Annotated in this window: 23 protein-coding genes; 18 read left to right on the forward strand and 5 right to left on the reverse strand. The window is 65.7% G+C overall.

Annotation, left to right across the window (positions count from 1 at the left end):
• The first annotated feature begins 9 nt into the window (after nucleotides 1-9).
• The 4 genes from hisH to HDC29_RS13905 all read left to right on the forward strand — a co-directional run bounded on the left by hisH (nucleotide 10) and on the right by HDC29_RS13905 (nucleotide 3,377).
• Nucleotides 10-618 carry an imidazole glycerol phosphate synthase subunit HisH gene (gene hisH / locus HDC29_RS13890; RefSeq protein WP_179498459.1) on the forward strand — a complete coding sequence of 203 codons (609 nt, stop codon included), beginning with the start codon at nucleotides 10-12 and terminating at the stop codon, nucleotides 616-618.
• Nucleotides 606-1,352 carry a 1-(5-phosphoribosyl)-5-[(5-phosphoribosylamino)methylideneamino]imidazole-4-carboxamide isomerase gene (gene hisA, locus HDC29_RS13895; protein ID WP_179498461.1) on the forward strand — a complete coding sequence of 249 codons (747 nt, stop codon included), beginning with the start codon at nucleotides 606-608 and terminating at the stop codon, nucleotides 1,350-1,352. Before hisH ends, hisA begins: the two co-directional genes overlap by 13 nt.
• Before the next feature lie 118 nt (nucleotides 1,353-1,470).
• Nucleotides 1,471-2,235 carry an imidazole glycerol phosphate synthase subunit HisF gene (gene hisF, locus HDC29_RS13900; RefSeq protein WP_179498463.1) on the forward strand — a complete coding sequence of 255 codons (765 nt, stop codon included), beginning with the start codon at nucleotides 1,471-1,473 and terminating at the stop codon, nucleotides 2,233-2,235.
• A gap of 59 nt (nucleotides 2,236-2,294) precedes the next feature.
• A complete protein-coding gene (locus HDC29_RS13905; RefSeq protein WP_179498465.1) occupies nucleotides 2,295-3,377 on the forward strand; it encodes a calcium:proton antiporter in 1,083 nt (360 codons plus the stop codon).
• Between the two features lie 11 nt (nucleotides 3,378-3,388).
• Here the strand turns inward: HDC29_RS13905 and HDC29_RS13910 are convergent, their stop codons facing one another.
• Nucleotides 3,389-4,525: a beta-ketoacyl-ACP synthase III gene (locus HDC29_RS13910; RefSeq protein WP_179498467.1), complete on the reverse strand. Its 1,137-nt coding sequence runs from the start codon at nucleotides 4,523-4,525 to the stop codon at nucleotides 3,389-3,391.
• A 188-nt stretch (nucleotides 4,526-4,713) separates the two neighbouring features.
• Between HDC29_RS13910 and HDC29_RS13915 the strand changes: the two genes are divergently transcribed.
• Entirely contained in the window at nucleotides 4,714-5,265 is a 552-nt protein-coding gene (locus HDC29_RS13915) for a hypothetical protein (RefSeq protein ID WP_179498469.1), read from the forward strand.
• 125 nt (nucleotides 5,266-5,390) lie between these two features.
• Here HDC29_RS13915 and HDC29_RS13920 read toward each other — a convergent pair whose 3' ends face one another.
• Nucleotides 5,391-5,783: a DUF2141 domain-containing protein gene (locus HDC29_RS13920; protein ID WP_179498950.1), complete on the reverse strand. Its 393-nt coding sequence runs from the start codon at nucleotides 5,781-5,783 to the stop codon at nucleotides 5,391-5,393.
• Nucleotides 5,746-6,501, reverse strand: coding sequence for a sterol desaturase family protein (locus HDC29_RS13925; protein WP_179498471.1), 756 nt, complete (start codon nucleotides 6,499-6,501; stop codon nucleotides 5,746-5,748). Before HDC29_RS13925 ends, HDC29_RS13920 begins: the two co-directional genes overlap by 38 nt.
• Nucleotides 6,502-6,575: 74 nt before the next feature.
• Here HDC29_RS13925 and crtY point away from each other — a divergent pair, with 74 nt between their 5' ends.
• The 9 genes from crtY to HDC29_RS13970 are packed head-to-tail and all read left to right on the forward strand — an operon-like array spanning nucleotide 6,576 to nucleotide 15,503.
• A complete protein-coding gene (crtY, locus tag HDC29_RS13930) occupies nucleotides 6,576-7,733 on the forward strand; it encodes a lycopene beta-cyclase CrtY (RefSeq protein ID WP_179498473.1) in 1,158 nt (385 codons plus the stop codon).
• Nucleotides 7,730-9,202 carry a phytoene desaturase gene (locus HDC29_RS13935; protein WP_179498475.1) on the forward strand — a complete coding sequence of 491 codons (1,473 nt, stop codon included), beginning with the start codon at nucleotides 7,730-7,732 and terminating at the stop codon, nucleotides 9,200-9,202. Before crtY ends, HDC29_RS13935 begins: the two co-directional genes overlap by 4 nt.
• Entirely contained in the window at nucleotides 9,202-9,783 is a 582-nt protein-coding gene (locus HDC29_RS13940; protein WP_179498952.1) for a TIGR00730 family Rossman fold protein, read from the forward strand. Before HDC29_RS13935 ends, HDC29_RS13940 begins: the two co-directional genes overlap by 1 nt.
• Nucleotides 9,783-10,742, forward strand: coding sequence for a phytoene/squalene synthase family protein (locus HDC29_RS13945; protein WP_179498477.1), 960 nt, complete (start codon nucleotides 9,783-9,785; stop codon nucleotides 10,740-10,742). The genes HDC29_RS13940 and HDC29_RS13945 overlap by 1 nt, the downstream gene beginning before the upstream one ends.
• Nucleotides 10,739-11,308: a nicotinamide riboside transporter PnuC gene (gene pnuC, locus HDC29_RS13950; protein WP_179498479.1), complete on the forward strand. Its 570-nt coding sequence runs from the start codon at nucleotides 10,739-10,741 to the stop codon at nucleotides 11,306-11,308. Before HDC29_RS13945 ends, pnuC begins: the two co-directional genes overlap by 4 nt.
• On the forward strand, nucleotides 11,305-11,823 hold the full coding sequence (locus tag HDC29_RS13955; RefSeq protein WP_179498481.1) for an AAA family ATPase: 519 nt from the start codon (nucleotides 11,305-11,307) through the stop codon (nucleotides 11,821-11,823). Before pnuC ends, HDC29_RS13955 begins: the two co-directional genes overlap by 4 nt.
• Before the next feature lie 51 nt (nucleotides 11,824-11,874).
• Nucleotides 11,875-13,464 carry an apolipoprotein N-acyltransferase gene (gene lnt / locus HDC29_RS13960; RefSeq protein ID WP_179498483.1) on the forward strand — a complete coding sequence of 530 codons (1,590 nt, stop codon included), beginning with the start codon at nucleotides 11,875-11,877 and terminating at the stop codon, nucleotides 13,462-13,464.
• A 52-nt stretch (nucleotides 13,465-13,516) separates the two neighbouring features.
• A complete protein-coding gene (gene metK, locus HDC29_RS13965; protein WP_179498485.1) occupies nucleotides 13,517-14,737 on the forward strand; it encodes a methionine adenosyltransferase in 1,221 nt (406 codons plus the stop codon).
• Nucleotides 14,738-14,789: 52 nt separating this feature from the next.
• The gene (locus tag HDC29_RS13970; RefSeq protein WP_179498487.1) at nucleotides 14,790-15,503 is read left to right on the forward strand and encodes a tRNA (guanosine(46)-N(7))-methyltransferase TrmB; all 714 of its coding nucleotides are present in this window, start codon (nucleotides 14,790-14,792) and stop codon (nucleotides 15,501-15,503) included.
• 262 nt (nucleotides 15,504-15,765) lie between these two features.
• Here HDC29_RS13970 and HDC29_RS13975 read toward each other — a convergent pair whose 3' ends face one another.
• Nucleotides 15,766-16,101, reverse strand: a complete 336-nt coding sequence (locus HDC29_RS13975; protein ID WP_179498489.1) for a hypothetical protein — start codon at nucleotides 16,099-16,101, stop codon at nucleotides 15,766-15,768.
• Between the two features lie 84 nt (nucleotides 16,102-16,185).
• Between HDC29_RS13975 and HDC29_RS13980 the strand changes: the two genes are divergently transcribed.
• Nucleotides 16,186-17,112, forward strand: coding sequence for a LysR family transcriptional regulator (locus HDC29_RS13980; RefSeq protein ID WP_179498491.1), 927 nt, complete (start codon nucleotides 16,186-16,188; stop codon nucleotides 17,110-17,112).
• Nucleotides 17,113-17,233: 121 nt separating this feature from the next.
• Nucleotides 17,234-18,004 (forward strand): sulfite exporter TauE/SafE family protein, encoded by a 771-nt coding sequence (locus tag HDC29_RS13985; protein WP_179498493.1) that lies wholly within the window; start codon nucleotides 17,234-17,236, stop codon nucleotides 18,002-18,004.
• 64 nt (nucleotides 18,005-18,068) lie between these two features.
• On the opposite strand, the gene HDC29_RS13990 is transcribed toward HDC29_RS13985, so the two are convergent.
• Nucleotides 18,069-19,601, reverse strand: coding sequence for a class I adenylate-forming enzyme family protein (locus HDC29_RS13990; protein ID WP_179498495.1), 1,533 nt, complete (start codon nucleotides 19,599-19,601; stop codon nucleotides 18,069-18,071).
• Between the two features lie 103 nt (nucleotides 19,602-19,704).
• Here HDC29_RS13990 and HDC29_RS19300 point away from each other — a divergent pair, with 103 nt between their 5' ends.
• Together HDC29_RS19300 and HDC29_RS14000 are read left to right on the forward strand one after the other, a co-directional pair.
• Nucleotides 19,705-20,418, forward strand: a complete 714-nt coding sequence (locus HDC29_RS19300) for a response regulator transcription factor (RefSeq protein ID WP_257018283.1) — start codon at nucleotides 19,705-19,707, stop codon at nucleotides 20,416-20,418.
• A gap of 97 nt (nucleotides 20,419-20,515) precedes the next feature.
• Nucleotides 20,516-22,048 carry an acyl-CoA synthetase gene (locus HDC29_RS14000; protein ID WP_179498498.1) on the forward strand — a complete coding sequence of 511 codons (1,533 nt, stop codon included), beginning with the start codon at nucleotides 20,516-20,518 and terminating at the stop codon, nucleotides 22,046-22,048.
• Nucleotides 22,049-22,050: the final 2 nt, after the last annotated feature.

Genomic DNA, 22,050 nt, shown 5'->3' on the forward strand with positions numbered 1-22,050 from the left:
GACCAGCCGATGACCGCCATTGCCCTGATCGACTATGGCGCGGGCAATCTTCGCTCGGTGCGTAATGCGCTCGTCGCGGCGGGCGCCGAGGATGTCGCCGTTACCGCCGATCCCGCTGTCGTGGCCAGCGCCGACCGCATCGTGCTGCCTGGCGTCGGAGCGTTCGCCGCGTGCATGAACGGGCTGTCGGCGATCGACGGGCTGATTGGCGCGATGGAGCAGCGCGTGCGCGGCGAGGGCGCCCCCTTCCTCGGCATTTGCGTCGGCATGCAATTGCTTGCCGACGCGGGCGAGGAGCATGGACGGCACGCGGGACTTGGCTGGATCGCCGGGACGGTGCGCGCGTTCGAACCGGCGCCGGGGCTGCGCATCCCGCACATGGGCTGGAACGACGTCGTGCCCGCTTATCCGCATCCCGTGATAGCGGCGGGCGAGGCCTATTATCTCCATGGCTATCACTTCGTCCATGCGGTCGATGTCGCGGCGACGAGCAGCCATGGCGAGACCTTTGTCGCCGCGGTCGCGAAAGACAATATCGTCGGCGTCCAATATCACCCCGAAAAAAGCCAGGCCTATGGTCTCGCGACACTAGAGAGATTCCTCGCATGGCGCCCGTAGTATCCGGCCTGACCATCTTTCCCGCGATCGACCTGAAGGGCGGGCAGGTGGTGCGGCTCGCCGAGGGCGATATGTCGCGCGCGACCGTCTATGGCGACGACCCGGCGGCGCAGGCGCGTCTCTTCGCCGACGCGGGCGCGACGCACCTCCATGTCGTCGACCTCGACGGCGCCTTCGCGGGCGCGAGCGTCAATGGCGCGGCGGTGGAGAGCATCATAGCGGCTTTCCCGGGCAAGGTGCAGGTGGGTGGCGGCATTCGTGACCGCGCCGGCGTCGACCGCTGGCTAGCGCTCGGCGTCAGCCGTGTGATCATCGGCACCGCAGCGCTGAAGGACCCCGAATTCGTCAGATCGGCCGCGCGCGAACTGCCCGGCCGGATCGTCGTCGGGGTCGATGCGCGCGACGGGATGGTCGCGACCGAGGGTTGGGCCGATGTCTCCGACGTCTGCGTCGAAGACCTCGCGCGCCGCTTCGAGGACGCGGGGGTCGCGGCCTTGCTCTTCACCGACGTCGGCCGCGACGGACTGCTCAAAGGCTGCAATGTCGAGGCGACGGTCGCGCTGGCTGAGGCGGTTGCCATCCCGGTGATCGCTTCGGGCGGCGTTGCCGATATCGGCGATATCCATGCGCTGCGCCCGCATGTCGCAAACGGCATCGAAGGCGTGATCACCGGCCGTGCGCTCTACGACGGCCGGCTCGATCTCGCCGAGGCGATTGCGGCGGGGCAAGCGTGAGCGGTAAAATCCTTTTTGTTCCCCGGCGATGGCCGGGCCCCAGAGCGCCACTAAGCGGGCGTTGCGTGATAACGCCCTGGACCCCGGCCTTCGCCGGGGAACAAGAAAAGGCGCGTCAATGACCGTCCGCGTCCGCGTCATTCCCTGCCTCGACGTCGCTGACGGCCGCGTCGTGAAGGGCGTGAACTTCGTCGATCTGCGCGACGCCGGCGATCCGGTCGAAGCGGCGCGCGCCTATGACGCCGCGGGTGCCGACGAGCTTTGCTTTCTCGACATCAGTGCCAGTCACCAAGGCCGCGGCACCTTGCTCGACATGGTCGGCCGCACCGCCGAAGTCTGCTTCATGCCGCTTACCGTCGGCGGCGGGGTGCGCAGCGCCGACGATGCGCGCGCGCTGCTGCTTGCGGGCGCTGACAAGGTCGCGGTGAACAGCGCCGCCGTCGCGCGCCCCGAACTCGTCGCCGAAATCGCGGGCCGCTTCGGCAGCCAGTGCGCAGTCGGCAGCATCGATGCGCGGCGGGTCGAAGAGGGCCGCTGGGAAATCTTCACCCACGGCGGACGCAAGCCGACGGGGATCGACGCGATCGAACATGCCGTGCGGCTCGCCACCCTCGGCGCGGGCGAACTGCTTGTCACCAGCATGGACCGCGACGGCACCAAGGACGGCTACGACCTGGCGCTCACCCGCGCGATCGCCGATGCGGTGAGCGTGCCGGTGATTGCCAGCGGCGGCGTCGGCAATCTCGACCATCTCGTCGCCGGCGTGATCGAAGGGGGTGCCAGCGCGGTGCTCGCCGCGAGCATCTTCCATTTCGGCGAAGCGACGATCGCCGAAGCGCACGCGCGGCTCGCCGCCGCCGGATTGCCCGTCCGCGCGCATTAATTCGCCCGATATTCCGGCTTGGGGTGGCCATGCGGAAAGGCGGCTGCAATAGAAGCCCGATGACCGCAAAACCTCGCATCGCCGACCGCACCAACGACCTTTTCCCGATCCTCGGCTTCCTCGCCGCGATGGCCAGCCTTGCGATGCCGCTCAATGCCTGGCTCGTCGCGTTCATCCTCGCGGGTGCGGTCGTCGCCGCGGTCCATCATGCCGAAGTCATCGCGCACCGCGTCGGCGAGCCCTTCGGCACGCTAATCCTCGCGCTCGCGGTGACGGTGATCGAGGTCGGGCTGATCCTGACGCTGATGCAGGCCGAACCCGAAAAGGCGCTGACGCTGGCGCGCGATACGGTGTTCGCGGCGGTGATGGTGATCCTCAACCTGCTGATGGGGCTTTGCCTCTTGAGCGGCGCGATCCGCCATCACGAACAGCGGTTCCAGCGTACCGGCATCGGCGCCGCGCTCGCGACGCTCACCGTGCTCACGGTCGTCACGCTGGTACTCCCCAATTTCACCTCGAGCGTGCCGGGCCCCTTTTATTCGGCGACGCAGCTCGGTTTCGTCGCGGTGGTATCGCTGATCCTCTATGCAACCTTCGCGCTCGTGCAGACGGTGCGCCACCGCGACTATTTCCTGCCCGACGGCGAGGCGCAGGACGAACCCGACGCGCACGCCGCACCGCCGAGCGTCGAGCGCACGGCGATTTCGGGCGCGCTGCTCCTCGCCAGCCTTTTCGCGGTCGTCCTGCTCGCCAAGAATCTCTCGCCGGTGATGGGCGCGTTGCTCGCCGACTGGGGCGCACCGCCGGCGGTGCTGGGCGTGCTGATCGCCGCGCTGATCCTCGCGCCCGAAGGCCTGGCCGCGGTGCGCGCGGCGAAGGCCGACCGCCTCCAGACCAGCCTCAACCTCGCGCTCGGCTCGGCACTGGCAACGATCGGGCTGACAATTCCGGCTGTCGCGATCCTGTCGATCATGACCGACATGCCGATCAGCCTTGGCCTCGACGCCAAATCGACCGTGTTGCTCTTCCTGTCGCTGATCGTGTCGGTCCAGACGCTCGCGAACGGCCGAACCACCGTATTGCAGGGGGTAATCCACCTGATGCTGTTCGCGATCTACCTGTTCACGACGTTCGTGCCGTAACGGCTGTAACTTCAAGTCTTCCGCACGAACACCGTACCCGCGCTATAGCCGGCGCCGAACGAGCAGATCAGCCCGGTGTCGCCGGCGACCATATCCTCATGGTTCCGATGAAAGGCGATGATCGACCCCGCGCTCGACGTATTGCCATAGGTGTCGAGCACCGTCGGGCTTTCATCCTCGCTCGCCTCATGGCCGAGCACGCGCTGCGCAATCAGCCGGTTCATGTTGGTGTTCGCCTGGTGGAGCCACAGCCGGCGCATATCGCCGCCTTCGAGACCGAGCACCTCCATCTGTTCGACGATCATGTTGGCGACCATCGGCACGACTTCCTTGAACACCTTGCGTCCTTCCTGGACGAAGAGTTTGTCGCTCTTCGGCCCCGACTGGTCGATCCCGCCATGTCCTCGGTTCAAAAAGCCGAAATTGTTGCGGATATTGTTCGAGAATTGCGTCTTCAGCTTGGTGCCGAGGATGTCCCAATGCCCCGCGGGCGCGATATCCTTGTCCTCGATCAGGATTGCGGTCGCGACATCGCCGAAGATGAAATGGCTGTCGCGGTCGCGCCAGTTCAGATGCCCCGAACAGATTTCCGGATTCACGACGAGCACGCTTTTCGCATGGCCGGCGCGGATATAGTCGGCGGCGGTCTGGATGCCGAAGGTCGCTGACGAGCAGGCGACATTCATGTCGAAGCCGAACCCGTCGATGCCGAGCGCGTCCTGGATTTCGACCGCCATCGCGGGATAGGGGCGCTGCATGTTCGACGCGGCGCAGAGGACGGCATCCACGTCCGGAGCATCCCGGCCCGCGCGCGCCAGCGCATCCTTTGCCGCCGCGACGCCGATTTCGGCGAGGATAGACAGCTCGTCGTTACCGCGTTCGGCGATGCGCGGCGCCATGTGCCGGGGGTCGAGGATGCCTGCCTTGTCGACGACGAAACGCGATCCGATCCCGCTCGCCTTCTCGATGAATTCGACGCTCGATTCAGTCAGTTCGGGCACTTCGCCCGCGGCAATGGCCGCCGCATTTTCTCTATTGTGCAGCGCAGCATACTCGTTAAAACTGGCGACAAGTTCTTCGTTGGAGATGCGTTCGGCGGGAGTGAAAAGGCCGGTTGCGGAAATGACCGGCTGCGGGATGTGCGACATGGTGGCTCTCGTGTCTTATCGTTTCAGGACACGATGATTAAGCTCCGCTGCGACATCACGCAACGCCCCGAAGAAGCTGAACGGTCGCCGACGCCATGGTTAACCTGTCACTAACCAATTCGGTGGCAGACTGTTTGATGCAGGCCTCCGGGGGGATGGCTCCCCGGGCGCCGAGCGGGAGCATGACCATGGCGACGCGTTCAGGACCGGCCGCAGGCGACCTGTCCCTTTCCGAGATCAAGGAATTCGCAGGCTTTCCCGCGGCGACCCAGCGTTACATCCGGCGTTCGCTCGACATCGGGCTCGAACGCGACGACGCGATCTTGCGCTGGTCGCGCGACATGGTCGAGGAAACCGCGATCCGCGTCCAGGCGCGCGTCTACCAGCGGCTCGGCGAGATCCGCACGAACATCCCCGACGACAGCGGGCTAGACGCGCTCGAACATTTCATGGCGCCGCTGATCGCGGTGTCGGCGTTCGACCTCGGGCAAGACCGCTTGCCGGCCTTCGCCGCCTACCGCTTCCTTTACGAACGCCTTCTCGGTGCACATGTGCGGCCGTGGCTGCCCGGCGCCTTCTGCGCCGCGGCGTCTTTGCCGCACCTCCACCCCGACAAGCGCAAGATATTGCTCCAGTCGATCAGCGAAGCCGCCGCGACCGCGCCGGGCTGGTCGGCGCGCGAGCCGAGCTTCTACCCCGAATGGATCGACAAGATCGACGAGACCAAACCGGCGAACTGACAATCCGGTTTTTTTTTTGAGGCGGGTTCGGCCGGATGACGGATAGGAGGAAGCCCGTACCCCTTCCCGAAACTCTCGCCCGCCCGCCGCTGGAGTGGCGACGATTCCGTCCGCGTGCATGGCGCCTACAGCATGTATTTCATCTTGATCGATTGGCGCATGTCGCCCGCGACCGCGAAGCTGGCGGATTTGAAGCTTGGCGGCCCGACCGTGATCGTGGGATTGCGCGAAAAGCCGAAGCCTTCTTTGGGCAGGAAGATCGCCTTGTCGAGCTTGTTGTTCCCATTCTCGTCATGGACGACCGCGATCGCATAGGTTCCCGCGGCGGGCGCGTGGACGGCGAAATTCCCCGCGTCGGCGGCCTTGACCGCCATGCGCACCGATCCTGCGTCCTTGCTGCAATCGGGAAAGGCCTTGCGGTTCGTGGTCAGGCAGACAAGCACCTGCCCTTTCGTGCTGCGCAGCCCGGTGACGCTGACCTCAACCGTCGGCGGCGGGGCGGCGGCGGTCAGCAGCATCGGGAAAAGTGCCAAGCCCGATATCCGTGCCGCACGCCTTGTCCCAAAAGCGGAAATAGAGACCATAATTCCCCCGGTAGGCGGCATGATGCGCCTGATGATGCGTTGCGGTTATCAGCCATCGTCCCGCCGGTCCATGGACAAGCGCGCGCGGGAACATCTCCCACCCCATATGATTGCCGACGCCCATCACGGTCATGATCGCCAGCACGAGGCTGAGCATCCCGACGTGGATCGGAATGACGAATACCAGCGCGGGCACGACGACGGCGCCGGTGATCGCTTCCAGCGGATGAAAACTCATCGCCGCCCAGGCCGTCGGCGGGCGGCTCGCGTGGTGGACGGCATGCGCGATCCGGAACAGGCGCGGGCGGTGCATCCAGCGATGGGTCCAGTAGAACCATGTGTCGTGGAGCAGGAGATAGGCGAGGAGGCTGACGGGCAGATACCACAGCGGATAGGCATGAAGCTCGGTATAGATGCGCGTCCAGCCATGCTCCCGCCATCCCCAGGCGACGATGCCCGCCGGAACCCCGTATATCGCAGCGCTTGCGAGGCTCCAGCCGATCTCGCGCTTCATCTGGGGCTCGAGCCCGTTATAGAGGCCGGGGCGCGTCAAGCGGGTCGCCAAGGCGAAGGCGCCGCTCGTGATCAGATAGCGCACCCCGACGATCGCGGTCATCGCAAGCGCGGAAAAAAGGATCGTCCAGCCGGTCATGGCGCGAGGCTAGCCGTTCGGCACCATGTTGCAATCGCTTTGCGCCGGCGCGCCGGGGTGGCTAAGGCGGACTCATGGTGGGGCAGAGCATCGATAAATGCGATATCGCGATCGTCGGCGGCGGGCTCGCGGGCGGACTCGCGGCGCTCGCCCTAGCGGCGAAGCGGCCCGACCTCGACATAAGACTGGTCGAGCCGGGACCGGTCGGCGGCAATCATGTCTGGTCCTTCTTCGACAGCGACATCGCGAAAAGGGACCGCTGGCTCGTTGCGCCGCTCGTCCGCCATCACTGGCCGCGCTACGACGTCCGCTTCCCCTCGCACGATCGCAGTCTGCGCATGGGCTACAAGAGCATTACCGGCGATGCGCTCGCGGAGGCCGTCGCGGCGGCGCTGCCCGCGGGGCACATCATACCCGACAAGGCGAAGCATGTCGCGCCCGACCATTTGCTGCTGGCGCGGGGCGGACGGCTGTCGGCCAAGCATGTTATCGACGCGCGCGGCGCCGGGAAATTTCCGACGCTCGATTGCGGCTGGCAGAAATTCGTCGGGCAGGCGCTGACCGTGCGGGGCGGACACGGCGTCGAGCATCCGGTCGTGATGGACGCCGCTGTCGAACAGGCGGACGGCTATCGCTTCGTCTATCTGCTCCCGTTCGACGCCGAGACGATATTCGTCGAGGACACTTATTACAGCGATAATCCCGACATCGACATATCCGTCATCCGCGAACGGATCGCCGCCTATGCCAGGGCGCAGGGCTGGGAGGTCGTGGCGACGACGCGCGAGGAGACGGGCGTGCTCGCGGTGGTGGTCGCGGGCGAGTTCGAGCGGTTATGGCCCGCATCCGACCGCACCGCGCGGATCGGCGCGCGCGCCGGCATGTTTCATGCGATGACGGGCTATTCGCTGCCCGACGCGGTGCGCACCGCCACTGCGCTGCCCGCGCTGGTCAGCCACCCCGACCTTCCCGAGCGACTTCGCGAACGCGCCGCGTCGGCATGGCGGCACCAGCGCTTCTATCGCATGCTCGGCGCGATGCTGTTCCGCGCCGCCGAGCCGGACGAACGCTACCGCATCTTCCAGCGCTTCTATCGCCTGTCGCCCGGCCTGATCGCGCGTTTCTATGCGGGGCGCTCGTCGGCGGCGGACAAGCTGCGCATCCTGTCGGGCAAACCGCCGGTGCCGGTCGGGCGCGCGCTCGCGGCACTTCGGCGCTTGGACTGGAAATGAGTCGCCGCGCAATCGTGATCGGCGCCGGCTTCGGCGGCCTTGCGCTGGCGATCCGCCTGCAATCGGCGGGGGTCGAAACGACGATCGTCGAGGCGCGCGACCAACCCGGCGGGCGCGCCTATCACTGGAAGCGCAAGGGCTTCACCTTCGATGCGGGGCCGACGGTGATCACCGACCCGCCGTGCCTCGAAGAGCTATGGGCGCTCAGCGGACAGGATATGGCGGCCGATGTCGACCTGATGCCGGTGATGCCCTTCTACCGGCTCGATTGGCCGGACGGGACGAGCTTCGACTATTCGAACGACGAGGCCGCGCTCCGCGCCGAAATCATGGCGCTGAACCCTGCCGACGTTGCCGGATACGACCGCTTTCTTACCTATTCGAAGGGGGTCTATGAGCAGGGTTATGTGAAGCTGGGCGCGGTCGCCTTCCTCGATTTCGCGACGATGATCAAAGCCGCGCCCGCGCTGATGAAATATCAGGCGTGGCGCAGCGTCTATGGGGTCGTCTCTTCTTATGTCGAGGACGAGCGGCTGCGGCAGGCGCTGTCGTTCCATACGCTGCTCGTCGGCGGCAATCCGATGACGACGAGCGCGATCTATGCGCTGATCCACACGATCGAAAAGGAGGGCGGCGTCTGGTTCGCGCGCGGCGGCACCAACGCGCTAGTGAGCGCTATGGTGCGATTGTTCGAGCGGCTCGGGGGAACACTGCGCCTCGGCGATCCGGCGGCGCGCATCGAAACGGCGGGCGACCGCGCGACGGGCGTGACGACGCAAAGCGGCTGGCGCGCCCGCGCCGACATGGTCGCGTGCAACGGCGACCTGATGCACAGCTACAAGGATTTGCTCGACCACCCGCGCGGCGCCAGGGCCGCGCGCAGCCTGTCGCGCAAACGCTGGTCGCCCTCGCTGTTCGTCGTTCATTTCGGGGTGAAGGGCGAATATCCCGACATAGCGCACCACAGCATCCTTTTCGGCCCGCGCTACAAAGGGCTGCTCGACGACATTTACGGGGGTTTCGTCCCCGATGATTTCTCGCTCTACCTTCACCATCCGAGTGTCACCGACCCCGCGATGGCGCCGCCGGGACATTCGACTTTCTATGCGCTCGCCCCCGTCGCGCATCTCGGCAAGGCAAAGGCCGATTGGGATGGCGAATTCGGCGAGCGATTCGCCGACGCCATATTGGCGGAGGTCGAACGCCGCGTGCTGCCCGGCCTTCGCGCCAACCTCGTCACCCGATTCCACTACACCCCAGCCGATTTTGGCCGCGACCTTTCGGCGCACCTCGGCAGCGCATTCAGCCTCGAACCGGTGCTGTGGCAAAGTGCCTGGTTTCGGGCCCATAATCGCGACGACGTCATTTCGAATCTTTACTTCGTCGGCGCGGGGACGCATCCGGGCGCGGGAATTCCCGGCGTCGTCGGCAGTGCCAAGGCGACCGCCGAGTTGATGTTGGAAATATGATGAAACGCCTTGCCGTCTATTGCGGGTCCGCGACCCCGGAAGATCCGATCTACATCGAAACCGCGCGCCACGTCGGCCGGACGCTTGCCGAGCGCGGTATCGGCGTCGTTTACGGCGGAGGCCGGCTCGGTTTGATGGGCGCGGTCGCCGACAGCGCACTCGAAGCGGGCGGCGAAGTCATTGGCATCATCCCCGACGCCCTTGTCGGTGCAGAGGTCGCGCACCGCGGCTGCACCGAACTGCACGTCGTTGGCGGTATGCACGAGCGCAAGAAGATGTTCACCGACCTCTCGGACGGCTTCCTCACCATCCCGGGCGGCGTCGGCACGATGGACGAATTGTGGGAAGCGATCAGCTGGGCGCAACTCGGCTATCACAGCAAACCCGTCGGGCTGCTCAACGCCGCCGGCTTCTACAACGACCTCATCGCCTTCAACCGCCATATGGTCGAGGTCGGCTTTATCCGCCCCGCGCACGCCGGGATCATGATCGTCGATGCGGCGCTCGACGAATTGCTCGACAAGATGGCATCCTACGTCCCGCACAAGACGATCTTCGCGATGAAGGCCGAAAATCTTTGATGAGCGAGGAGGGGGCCTATGACGCGCACGCCCTCCACGGTTTCGCGCACGACAGCATCGCGCGCGGATCGAAAAGCTTTGCTCTGGCGAGCCAGTTGTTCGACCGCGAAACGCGCGAGCGCGTGTGGCTGCTTTACGCGTGGTGCCGCGCGACCGACGACCTGACCGACGGCCAGGATCACGGCGGCACGATGGCGCCGGGCCATGATCCGGCCGCCGCCGTCGCGCACATCCGAGTGCAGACCGACAAGGTCTTCGCCGGCGAGGCGACCGGCGAACCGGCCTTCGACGCGCTTGGCCTCCTACTCACCGAGATCGATATTCCGCGCGCGGTGATCGACGACATCATCGCGGGTTTCGAACTCGACGCGCGCGACTGGCGTCCACGCAGCGAAGACGACCTGCTGCGCTATAGCTATCATGTCGCGGGTGCGGTCGGCGTCGCGATGGCGCTGGTGATGGGGGTCGACCCGCGCGATCAAGCGACGCTCGACCGAGCATCGGACCTCGGCATCGCCTTCCAGCTCGCCAACATCGCGCGCGATGTCGCCGAGGACGCGGCCGCCGATCGTTGCTACCTGCCCGTCGAATGGATGGTAGAACTCGACATCCCCCCGGGGCAGCACATGCACCCCGCCTTTCGCGGCCGCCTGTCGGTCATGGCGAAATGGCTCGCCGAAATGGCCGAGGAATATGAGGCGTCGGGGCGCTGGGGTGCCCGAAAGCTGCCGCCGCGCAGCCGCTGGGCGGTACTCGCCGCTGCGGGCATCTATGGCGACATTGCGCGCGAGGTTCGACGCCGCGGCGACCATGCGTGGGACCACCGCGCCGCGAGCTCGCTGGGGGCCAAGCTGGGCTGGGTCGCGCGCGCCGGGTGGTCGGTGCTACGCCGACCGCCCGGACGGCGGATCAGCCGCGAAGGGCTTTGGACACGTCCCCATAGCCGGGCGGAGGCATGAGCTATCTCGAATGGGTGGCCGCGGCGTTCGTGCTGATCAACGTCGCGCTCGTCGCGCTGCGCAGCGTGTGGAACTATCCCCTCGCGCTCGTCGCGGTCACGCTCTATGCCTTCGTATTCTTCGAAGCGAAGCTGTATAGCGACATGCTGCTCCAGGGCTTTTTCTTCGCGCTCAACCTTTATGGCTGGGCGGCATGGATGCGCGCGCGCGACGACCGCGGCGTGCCCGTGCGCTGGATGACCGATCGCGCGCGCGGGGGCTGGGCGCTGGCGACGATCGCGGCCTGGGGCTGCTGGAGCTTCGCGATGGACCGCTACACCGACGCCGCCGCGCCATGGATCGACGGCGCGATCGCGATGCTCAGCATCACCGCGCAATGGCTGCTCGCGCGGCGCCGTGTCGAAAGCTGGTTTCTGTGGATTCTCGTCGACCTGATCGCGGTGCCGCTCTTCGCCTCGCGCGGGCTTTATGCGACCAGCGCTGTCTATGTCGTGCTGCTCGGCTTGTCGATCGACGGGCTGATCCAGTGGCGCCGCGCGGCCGCAACCGGCAGGATGGCGTTGTGACGCATCACATCTGCCTCCACGGCGCCGAGAGCACCGGCAAGTCGACCCTCGCGCCGCGCCTCGCGCTGCGGCTCGGCGGGCTTGTCGTTCCCGAATATGGCCGCACTTATGCCGAAGCCAATGGCACACGCCTTGACGAAGTCGACCTGCTCGCGATCTTTGATGGACATCGCGCCGCCACCCGGGAGACGCTCGCGCAGGAACCCGAATGGCTTGTGTCCGACACCGACGCGCTGATGACGCAGGCGTGGGCGATCATGCTGCTCGGCCGCCGCCTGCCCGAAATCGACCTGTGGGACGATGTCGCCGACCTTTATCTCGTCCCCGCGATGGACCTGCCCTGGCAAGAGGACGGCACGCGTCTGTTTGGCAGCGAACTCGCGCGCGCGCAGTTCATGGACGTCGCGATCGGCGAACTCGATCGGCGCCGCCTGTCATGGGCATGGGTCGAGGGTGAAGGCGACGCGCGCGTCGAGAACGCGCTGGCGGCGATCGAGGCGGCCGGGCTGCGCTAACCGCCGCTATCGTCATTGTCGCGGCTCCGCCGCCCGGCTAAGGCAACGCGGGTGACCCTGCCTTCCCTCCGCATCGCCGCTTTCGCCGACCGCTGGCCAAAGTTCCTCGCCCTGTTGCTCGGCGCCATCTCGGCGACGGGGTTCGCGCCGCTCCATCTCTGGCCGCTGACGCTGCTGGCGCTCGCGGGCTGGATGGCGCTGGTCGCACGAAGCCCGCGCGGCTGGCGGGCGGCCGGCATCGGCTGGGCGTTCGGCGTCGGCCATTTCGCGATCGGCCTCAACTGGATCGCGACCGCTTTCACCTATCAGGCGGCGATGCCCGCGTGGCTGGGGTGGATCGCGGTCGTGCTGCTGTCGCTCTATCTGGCGGTCTATCCGGCGCTGGCGGCGTGGGGGGCGTGGATGATGAAGCCCAGGGGCGAAACGCATTTTGCCGCGCCGTCCTATCTGCTGGCGTTCGGCGGGCTGTGGACCCTTGCCGAGTGGCTTCGCAGCTGGATTTTTACGGGCTTCGCGTGGAATCCGCTGGGCGTGATCGCCGTGCCGCATGCTGCCATGCCCGCGCGCTGGATCGGAACCTATGGCATGAGCGGGATCGTCTTCCTGCTCGCCGGGGTCCTGATACTGGCGTGGTTCCGCCGCCGCGTTGCTGCTGCCGCGCTATTCGGCAGCGTGCTGGCCTTCTGGGGCGCCGCCTGCCTTTCGCAGATGGCCGGCAACGCCGACGCCGCCGTCCGATCCAAGGGTATTGCCCGGACACCCATCACCGTCGTCCAGCCCAATGTCGGCCAGGAAGACAAATGGGAAGGCAGCAAGGCCGCCGCCAATTTCGCAAAGCTCGCGCGGCTGACGACGCCGAGGGACGACACGCCGCGCCTGATCCTGTGGCCCGAGGCTGCCGTCCCCGACTATCTCGAGCGCGGCTATCCCGCCGCCTATTATGATCGTTCGCCCGCCGAAGCCCGTCGGCGAATCGTCGCTCTGATGAACGCGGGCGATGTCATGCTGCTCGGCGCGCTCAAGCTCGAACTCGACAAGGCGGGCGATGTTGTCGGCGCGCGCAATGCGGTGATGACCGTCCACGCCGACGGGACGCTCGGCCCGCGCTACGACAAGGCGCATCTTGTGCCCTATGGCGAATATCTGCCGATGCGGCCGATCCTTTCGGCGATCGGCCTGTCGCGGCTCGCGCCCGGCGATATCGATTTCTGGCCGGGGCCGGGGCCGCATACGCTCGACCTCGGCGCCTTCGGCCGCGCCGGACTGCAAATCTGCTACGAAATCATCTTCTCGGGGCAGGTCGTCGATCGCGACCACCGCCCCGATTTCATCTTTAACCCGTCGAACGACGCCTGGTTCGGCAGCTGGGGGCCGCCGCAGCATTTGGCGCAGGCGCGTCTCCGGGCGATCGAGGAGGGCTTGCCGGTGATCCGCGCGACGCCGACCGGAATCAGCGCGGTGATCGACGCCGACGGCCGCATTGTCGACGCACTGCCGATGCACAGGGCGGGGCGCATCGACACGACGGTGCCGTCCGCACAACCGCCGACTCTGTTCGCACGCTTCGGTAACATTCTCTCGGTCGGTTTCGCGTTGCTGTTGCTCGCGCTGGCCATTGCGTTCCGGCGCTCGGGGCGTTAACAGCGCCCGGACATAAAGCATCCTTTATATTCGACTTCGAGAAGGCTTTCCCATGCGCAACAGCTTCCTTTTCACCTCCGAGAGCGTGTCGGAGGGGCATCCCGACAAGGTCGCCGACCAGATTTCGGATTCGATCGTCGACCTGTTCCTGTCGAAGGATCCCGAGGCGCGCGTGGCATGCGAGACGCTGACGACGACGCAGCTTGTCGTGCTGGCGGGCGAGATCCGCTGCAAGGGTGTGTTCGAGAATGACGCCTGGGCGCCGGGCGCGCTCGACGAGATCGAGGCGACCGTGCGCAACACCGTGCGCGAGATCGGTTACGAGCAGTCGGGCTTTCACTGGCAGAGCTTCCGCTTCGAAAATAATCTCCACGGCCAGTCGGCGCATATTGCGCAGGGCGTCGACGAAGGCGCCGACAAGGACGAGGGCGCGGGCGACCAGGGGATCATGTTCGGCTATGCGTCGGACGAGACCCCCGATCTGATGCCCGCGACGCTCGATTACAGCCACAAGATCCTCGAGCGCATGGCCGCCGACCGCAAGGCGGGCACCGCGCCCTTCCTCGAACCCGACGCCAAGAGCCAGGTCACGCTGCGTTACGCCAATGAGCGCCCCGTCGAGGCGACCGCGATCGTCGTGTCGACGCAGCACGCGCCGGGCTATTATTTCCACAACGGCGAAGGCGACGAAGCGAAATATACCGAGCTTCGCAAGTACGTCCTCGGCGTGATCGCCGACGTGCTGCCCGCCGAGCTGCTCACCGCGAACACCGTTTATCACATCAACCCCACGGGGCGCTTCGAGATTGGCGGACCCGACGGCGATGCGGGGCTGACCGGCCGCAAGATCATCGTCGACACCTATGGCGGCGCGAGCCCGCACGGCGGCGGCGCGTTCAGCGGCAAGGACCCGACCAAGGTCGATCGCTCGGCCGCCTATATCACCCGCTATCTGGCGAAGAATATCGTCGCTGCGGGTCTCGCGCGCCGCTGCACGATCCAGCTCAGCTACGCGATCGGCGTCGCCGAACCGCTGTCGATCTATGTCGACCTGCACGGCACCGGCACTGTCGAGGAAAGCCGCATCGAGGCGGCGATCCCCGGACTCGTGCGCCTGACGCCCAAGGGCATCCGCACCCATCTCGGGCTCAACAAGCCGATCTATCGCCAAACCGCGGCCTATGGCCACTTTGGCCGCACCGCCGAGGGCGACGCTTTCCCGTGGGAGCGCACCGACCTCGTTGACAAGCTCAAGGCCGCGCTCGCGGCCTGATATCGGCCGGGGGCGCTTGCCGCTCCCGGCTCGCCGCGCTAACGGGCGCGCCATGACTGCGCACAAACCCGGCGATCCGACGACTCTCAACCGCCTTTACGGCCGCTCGAAGGGCAAGCCCTTGCGCGCGGGCCAGCAGGACCTGGTCGACACGCTGCTGCCGCAGATTGCGGTTCCTGCCGAGGGCGACGTGACCGCGGCGCGTCTGTTCGGCGAAGACCGTCCACTCCATTTCGAGATCGGCTTCGGCGGCGGCGAGCATATGGCGGGGCGCGCCGACATGCTGCCCGATCACGGCTTCATCGGCGCCGAGCCCTTCATCAACGGCGTGGCGCAGGCGCTGGTCCATGTCGCGGGCGATCACGGCGCGAGCCTGCCGCTCGGCAACGTCCGCATCCATCACGGCGACGCGCTCGAAGTGCTGCGGCGGATTCCCGACGGCGCGCTTTCCTTCGCCTATCTGCTTCATCCCGACCCCTGGCCCAAGGCGCGCCATGCGAAGCGGCGGATGATGAACGACGGCCCGCTCGACCTGATCGCGGCGAAGCTGAAGCCCGGCGGCGAGTTCCGCTTCGGCACCGACCACCCCGTCTATCTTCAGCATGCATTGATGGTGATGCGCCGCCACCGCCACCAGTTCGAATGGCTGGCGAAGGACGCCCGCGATTTTCAGGTACGGCCCGGCGGTTGGCCCGAAACGCGTTACGAAGCCAAGGCGCGCGCGCAAGGGCACGAGGTCTGGTATTTTCGCTACCGGCGGATCTAGTCGCCGCGAACGGGCTTCTCCGTTCTGGCCCGCCGCAATTGGTTTTCGCGCATTGCGAGTTCTTCGTAACGGCAGAGCGGCATCGCGGCACCAGACGTCGGTGGCGTTTCGCGGCGATGCTTTTTTCGGTTCATGTCGGCCCACATCCTAACGCACGGCGCGCGCATAAACAAATGAGGCGGCCTCGTGTCGAGTGCCGCCCCAGTGTTGTGGATCCGTCGGGGAGAGGGAGAGGACGGTCCGGAGATTGGTGTAGTCTGTCTTAGCGGGCAGCCATCTGGCTGTCGGTTTCGACTTCGGCGACGCCGGCGATCTTGAGCGCGGCGCGGAACTGCTTGGCGGCGGCGCGTTCGTTGCCCGCTTCGCACAGCTTCTTGCCGGTCGAAACGAAGCGCTTGGCGCTCGACTGCTTGGTGCCTTCGACGCCGTTCGCGGCGACATGCGCCTGCTCGGCGAGACCGGCGCAGCGATAGTCGCCGCCCGACTGGGCATAAGCGGGGGTCGTCGACGCCATCAAGCCGGTGAAGGCGAGCGCCGAAGCGGCGACGACGGCAAAGGCGGTGGGAAAGCGGCGGAAAGAGGAGAGCTGATAGGACATGGGAGAGGTTTCCTTTCGTTTCGTTGTGCAACCTTTTTAGGCGCGGTTGCGCAGATAGATAATCCTCTATAATCTGCAAGTGCTTTGAAGCAGGATTTAACAATCCCCCATGGGGCGCTCGACGGGATCGAAGCCTTCCTGCGTGTCGCGGAAAGGCGCAGCTTTTCCGCCGCGGCCGCCGATCTCGGTGTTTCCCCCTCCGCCATCAGCCAGACGGTCAAGGCCCTCGAGGCACGCGTCGGCGCGCCGCTGTTCATGCGCACGACGCGCAGCGTCGGCCTGACGCAAGCGGGCGAAATGTTCCTCGAGCGCGCGGCGCCTGCCTATACGGGGCTCGCCGACGCCTATGAGGCGGCGCGCAACCTCGGCAACCGGCCCGCGGGGCGGCTGCGGATCAATTTGATGCGCGGCGCGGTCCAGCCGTTGTTCGAGCCGATCATCGCGGGCTTTTGTGAAACCTATCCCGACATCGAACTCGAGATCTACGCCGACGATGCCTTGGCGGACCTCAGCGCCGGCGGCTTCGATGCCGGTGTGCGAATGGGCGAATCGCTCGACGCCGACGTGATCGCCGTCCGCCTGACCGGCCCCTTCCGTTTCGTCGTCGCGGCGGCGCCCGCCTATCTGGGCAAGCACGGGCGCCCGGAAACGCCCGAAGATCTGCGCGACCATCGTTGCATCCGCTTTCGCCTCGCCACCGGGGCGTTGATGCCGTGGACGTTCGAAAAGGGAAACCGCGAATATGACGTCGGCGTCACCGGGCCGGTGATCGTCAACGACTGGATCGCCGCGCTGGTCGCGATCCGCACCGGCGTGGCAATGGGCATGATGGCCGAACCGATGGCGAAGGCGATGGTCGAGGCCGGCGACCTCGAACTGGTGCTCACCGATTATGCCGCCGCGACCTCCGGGCTTTTCCTCTATTATCCGGGGCGTAAGCAGGTGATGCCCAAGCTGCGCGCCTTCATCGACTATGTGCGCGAATATCTGCCCGACGAGATCTCGGGCTGATCGCTGACCGGCTTCGGCGCGGCGCGAAAACAAATCCCTTTACCGTCAGCAGAAAATTTGCGCTGGCGCATCGCCCAAAATCACGGCAGCAAGTTGTCAACTAAAAGAGTTGGGAAGAATCATGATAGACCTCGCGGCCATCGACTTTACCGCGCTTCTGCCATTCATCCTGATCGGCTTCGCGGCGCAGCTCGTCGACGGCGCGCTGGGGATGGCGTTCGGCGTGATCTGCAACACGTTGCTCGTCGCGGTGCTCGGCGTCCCTCCCGCGACCGCGTCGGCGCGCATCCATGTCGTCGAGATTTTCACCACCGGCGTTTCGGGGTTGAGCCATGTGTTCCATCGCAACATCGACTGGCCGCTCTTCTTTCGCCTGCTCGTCCCGGGGGTGATCGGCGGCGTGCTCGGCGCCTATGTGCTCTCGTCGCTGCATGCCGAGGTCGTGAAGCCCTTCGTACTCGGCTATCTCGTGCTGATCGGCATCTGGCTGCTGATCCGCGGCGTGCTCTATCCGCCCAAATTTTCCAAGCCCAAGGTCGTCGGCCCGCTCGCGGTCCTTGGCGGCTTCCTCGACGCCGCGGGCGGCGGCGGATGGGGGCCCGTTGTCACTTCGAACCTGCTCGTCCAGGGCGGCGAGCCGCGCAAGGTCGTCGGCACGGTCAACAGCGTCGAATTCTTCCTCGCCGTCGCGGTCTCGCTCGCCTTCGTCTGGCACCTCGGCATCGACGACATTCTCGGCCCGACGCTCGGGCTGATCATCGGCGGCGTCGTCGCCGCCCCGATCGGCGCGATGATGGCGAAACGCTTCTCGCCCAAAGTCATGCTGATGCTGGTCGGCGCCGTCCTGACCGTGACGAGCGCGTTCGGATTGTACAAGGCACTGGCGGGCTAGGCTAGAGGGCACGCTCCGGCCCTTCGTTTCCCGGCCACGCCACCGGGGGGCCCTGCCAAGCCATTCACGCGGCATAGGCGTCCCGCAATTTGCGCTTCAGCACCTTGCCGATCGGGCTGCGCGGCAACTCATCGACTCGCCGGATCGCGCTCAAACGCTGCGTCTTGCCGACCTTCGTGTTGCAATCGGCACGCACGCTTTCGGCATCGGCACCCTCCTTCAATACGACGAATGCCACCGGCGTCTCGCCCCATTCCTCGCTCGGCATCCCCACGACCGCGGCTTCGACGACGCGCTCGTCGGCGATCAATATGGCTTCGAGGTCGCTCGGAAAGATGTTGAACCCGCCCGAGATGATCATGTCCTTCGCGCGGTCCATCAGCGTCAGGAACCCATCCTCGTCCATGCGGCCGATGTCGCCGTGGCGATAGAAGAGATTTCCGTCCGAATCGTACCAATGCATCGCCTTGGTCGCGTCGGGGCGGTTATTGTATCCGGTCATCATCGCGGGGCTGCGGCCGACGACTTCGCCGACCGACCCTTGCGGCAATTCCTTGCCCTCCTCGTCGATCACTTTCGCAATATGCCCGGGCGCGGGTGTGCCGACCGTGTGGAGCTTGTCGGGGAACTGATGCGCCTCAAGGATGAAGGCGGCGCCGCCCTCGGTCATGCCGTAAATCTCGACCAGCCCGCCGGGCCAACGTTCCAGCACATCGGCTTTCAGCGTGGCGGGGAAGGGCGCCGAGGTGCAATATTTCATCACGAAGCTCGACAGGTCGAAGCGGCCGAAATCGTCGAGCGCCATGATGCGGCGATATTGCACCGGCACGAGCATGCAATTGGTCGCGCGTTCTCGCTCGGCGAGTTCGAGGAAACCGCGCGCGTCGAATTTCTTCATCAGCACGACCTGCCCGCCCGAGCCCACAGTCGGCATGAAGCTCGCCATCGTCGTGTTCGAATAAAGCGGCGTCGACAGGATCGTCACCGCGTTCGGGCCATAGGCGGGGGCGCCGCGCTGGATATGCTGCCAGCGCATCGCATGGCTGTGGACGATGCCCTTGGGCGTCCCGGTCGTGCCCGAGGAATAGATGATGTTGAAGCCATCTTCGGGCCCGATATCGACCGGTGCGGGCTTCGTCCCCGCCAGCGACAGCCAGGCATCGAGCGGTGTGCCGGCGTCGCTGCCGTCCATCGCCACCAGGTCGCTCGCCGTGATGGCCTGCCCGTCGAGACTGGCCTTCGCGGTGCTGTCGAGGAACAGGTGGCGCGCACCGGTGTCGGCGATCATCGCCGCCATCTGTGCGCCCGTCGCACTGTTGGTGACGAGCCCCGCGACCCCGCCGGCGCGTAAAGTGCCGAGGATGACCGCCATCTGCTCGACGCTGTTGAGCCCCGCGATGGCGGTGCGGTCGCCCTTCGCGAATCCGTCCTCTTGCAGCCGGGCGGCGATTCGGTCGGTCAATTGATCCAGTTCGGACCAGCTCAGCCGCCGCTCGGCATCGGCAGCCGCTACGGCATCGGGACGTTCCGCTGCGTGGGCACGGACCAGGTCGGGCAGGGTGGCGAAGGTGCCGTCAAGCATTTCGATACTCGTCATGCCTATGGACTAGCACAGCCGAAAGGCTGTGCAATGCCGGGTGGGGCGGCGGGACGATGAGGGTCAAGGGCCCTGAATGTTACGTCGACGATGGGGGATAGGGATGGCATCGTCAAACAGTGGCGCGGAAGACGACCGGAAATTGCTCGTCGCCGTCTATCATCCGCGCGTGGAACGGACCGACAGGCTTTGCGCCGCGATCGAGCAGTCGGGGTTGGCGGTACAGATGCTGCCGCCGCATGTGAACGGGCTGCGTCCATGGCTCGATTGCTGTTTCGACCTGCTGCTCGTCAATCCGTTCCTCGAATGGCAGGATCCCTTCGCCTTCGTCAGTCTTGCCGCTTCGGTCGCTGGTCGGCGGCCTCTCATCGTGATGTCCGATCGCGACTCGGTCGACGACCGGATGCTAGCGCTTGCTGCAGGGGCCGACGATGCCATTGGCTTGACCGATAATCTTCCCGAACTGCTGGCACGCATCGCTGGACTACTCCGCCGCAGCCGCATCGCGGCGGGCCATCTCGGTGCGGGCGAACTGCGTATCGACCTGATCGACCGGCGCGTCGAACGTGCGGGGCAGGTGATCCGCTTGCCGCTGCGCGAATTCGACCTGCTTGCCAACCTCGCGCGTGTTCCCGACCGCCCGCTGTCGCGCGATGCGCTGTTGAAGGCGGTGTGGCGGATCGATTTCGATCCGGGGACGAACCGGGTCGAGGTTCACATGTCGCGGTTGCGCGCAAAGGTTGACCGCGGGTTCGATTGGCCGATGCTGCATACAGTCAAGGGTGTGGGTTACACGCTGCGCTCGCGTCGCGGTTGACGATCCTGTCACGAGCCGCAGCTTGCTTGACCAAAAGTTTCAGGTTGCTACTCATCTTCAACATAAAGAAACGAACGATTCCCGGAGATGATGCCCGATGCACCCCTCAGTCCATGCGCGTAGCAACCCAGACAAACCCGCGATCATCGTCGCCGAGACGGGTGAAGAAATCAGCTATGGCGAACTCGACGGCGCCTCGAACCGCGCTGCCCAGCTGTTTCGCGCGCACGGGTTGGTTCATGAGGATGTCGTCGCCTTCATGCTCGACAACACGCCGCATTATTACGGCCTGACCTGGGGCGCGCAGCGCGCGGGGCTGCGCTACGTCTGCATCTCGTCGCGGCTGACGCAGGACGAGACCGACTATATTCTCGAAAATTCGGGCGCGCAGATCCTCGTTGTGTCGGCGAGCCTCGCCAGCGCGGCGCAGCAACTCACGACCGGCATCAAACGCTTTGCGATGGACGGCGACATCGCCGGATATGCCAGTTGGGAAGACGCCGTCGGCGCGATGCCCGCTACGCCGGTCGCCGACGAGCGCGCCGGGGTTGACATGCTCTATTCGTCAGGCACCACCGGACGGCCCAAGGGCGTGCGTGTGCCGCTGCCGGAGGATCCGGCGATCGATGCGGTCAACAGCCTCGTGATGCTCGCCTCGGCGGTGTTCCAGATCAATTCGGACAGCGTCTATCTGTCGCCCGCGCCGCTCTATCACGCCGCACCCTTGCGCTGGTCGATGACGATCCATCGGCTTGGCGGCACCGTCGTCCTGATGAAGAAATTCGATCCCGAAGCGGCGCTGTCGCATATCGAGACGTATCGCGTGAATTCGAGTCAGTGGGTTCCGACGCATTTCGTGCGGATGCTCAAACTGCCCGACGAGGTCCGCGCCCGCTACGACACGTCGTCGCTCAAGGTCGCGATCCACGCCGCGGCGCCGTGCCCCGTGCCGGTCAAGCAGGCGATGATCGACTGGTGGGGGCCGGTGCTCTTCGAATATTATGCGGGCTCCGAAGGCAATGGCATGACGTTCATCTCCAGCGCCGACTGGCTCACGCACAAGGGCAGCGTCGGCCGCCCGATCCTCGGCACCGTGCATATCATGGGCGAGGATAATGAGACCGAACTCGGTCCGAACGAGGAAGGCACGGTTTTCTTCGAAAGCGAAAACGTCTTTGAATATCACGGTGATAACGAAAAAACGGCCTCCAGTCGCAATGCGAAAGGCTGGTCGACTCTCGGCGACGTCGGCAAAGTTGACGATGAGGGCTTTCTCTACCTCACCGACCGCAAGAGCTTCATGATCATCTCGGGCGGGGTGAATATCTATCCGCAGGAAATCGAGAACCACCTCGTCACCCATCCTAAGGTCGCCGACGTCGCGGTGGTCGGCGGGCCGCACGACGAGATGGGCGAAGAAGTGATCGCGGTAGTCCAGCCTGCCGACATGGCCGAAGCGGGCGACGCGCTGCGCGACGAGCTGATCGCCTATGCGCGCGAAAAACTGTCGGGGGTAAAGATCCCGCGCCGCATCGATTTCCTCGAAGCCTTGCCGCGCCACGATACGGGCAAGCTCTACAAGCGCCTGCTCCGTGACCAATATTGGGAAAAGGCAAAGGCGGAGGCTTGATT

This window comes from Sphingopyxis sp. JAI108 (assembly GCF_013410105.1).
GTDB lineage: Bacteria > Pseudomonadota > Alphaproteobacteria > Sphingomonadales > Sphingomonadaceae > Sphingopyxis > Sphingopyxis chilensis.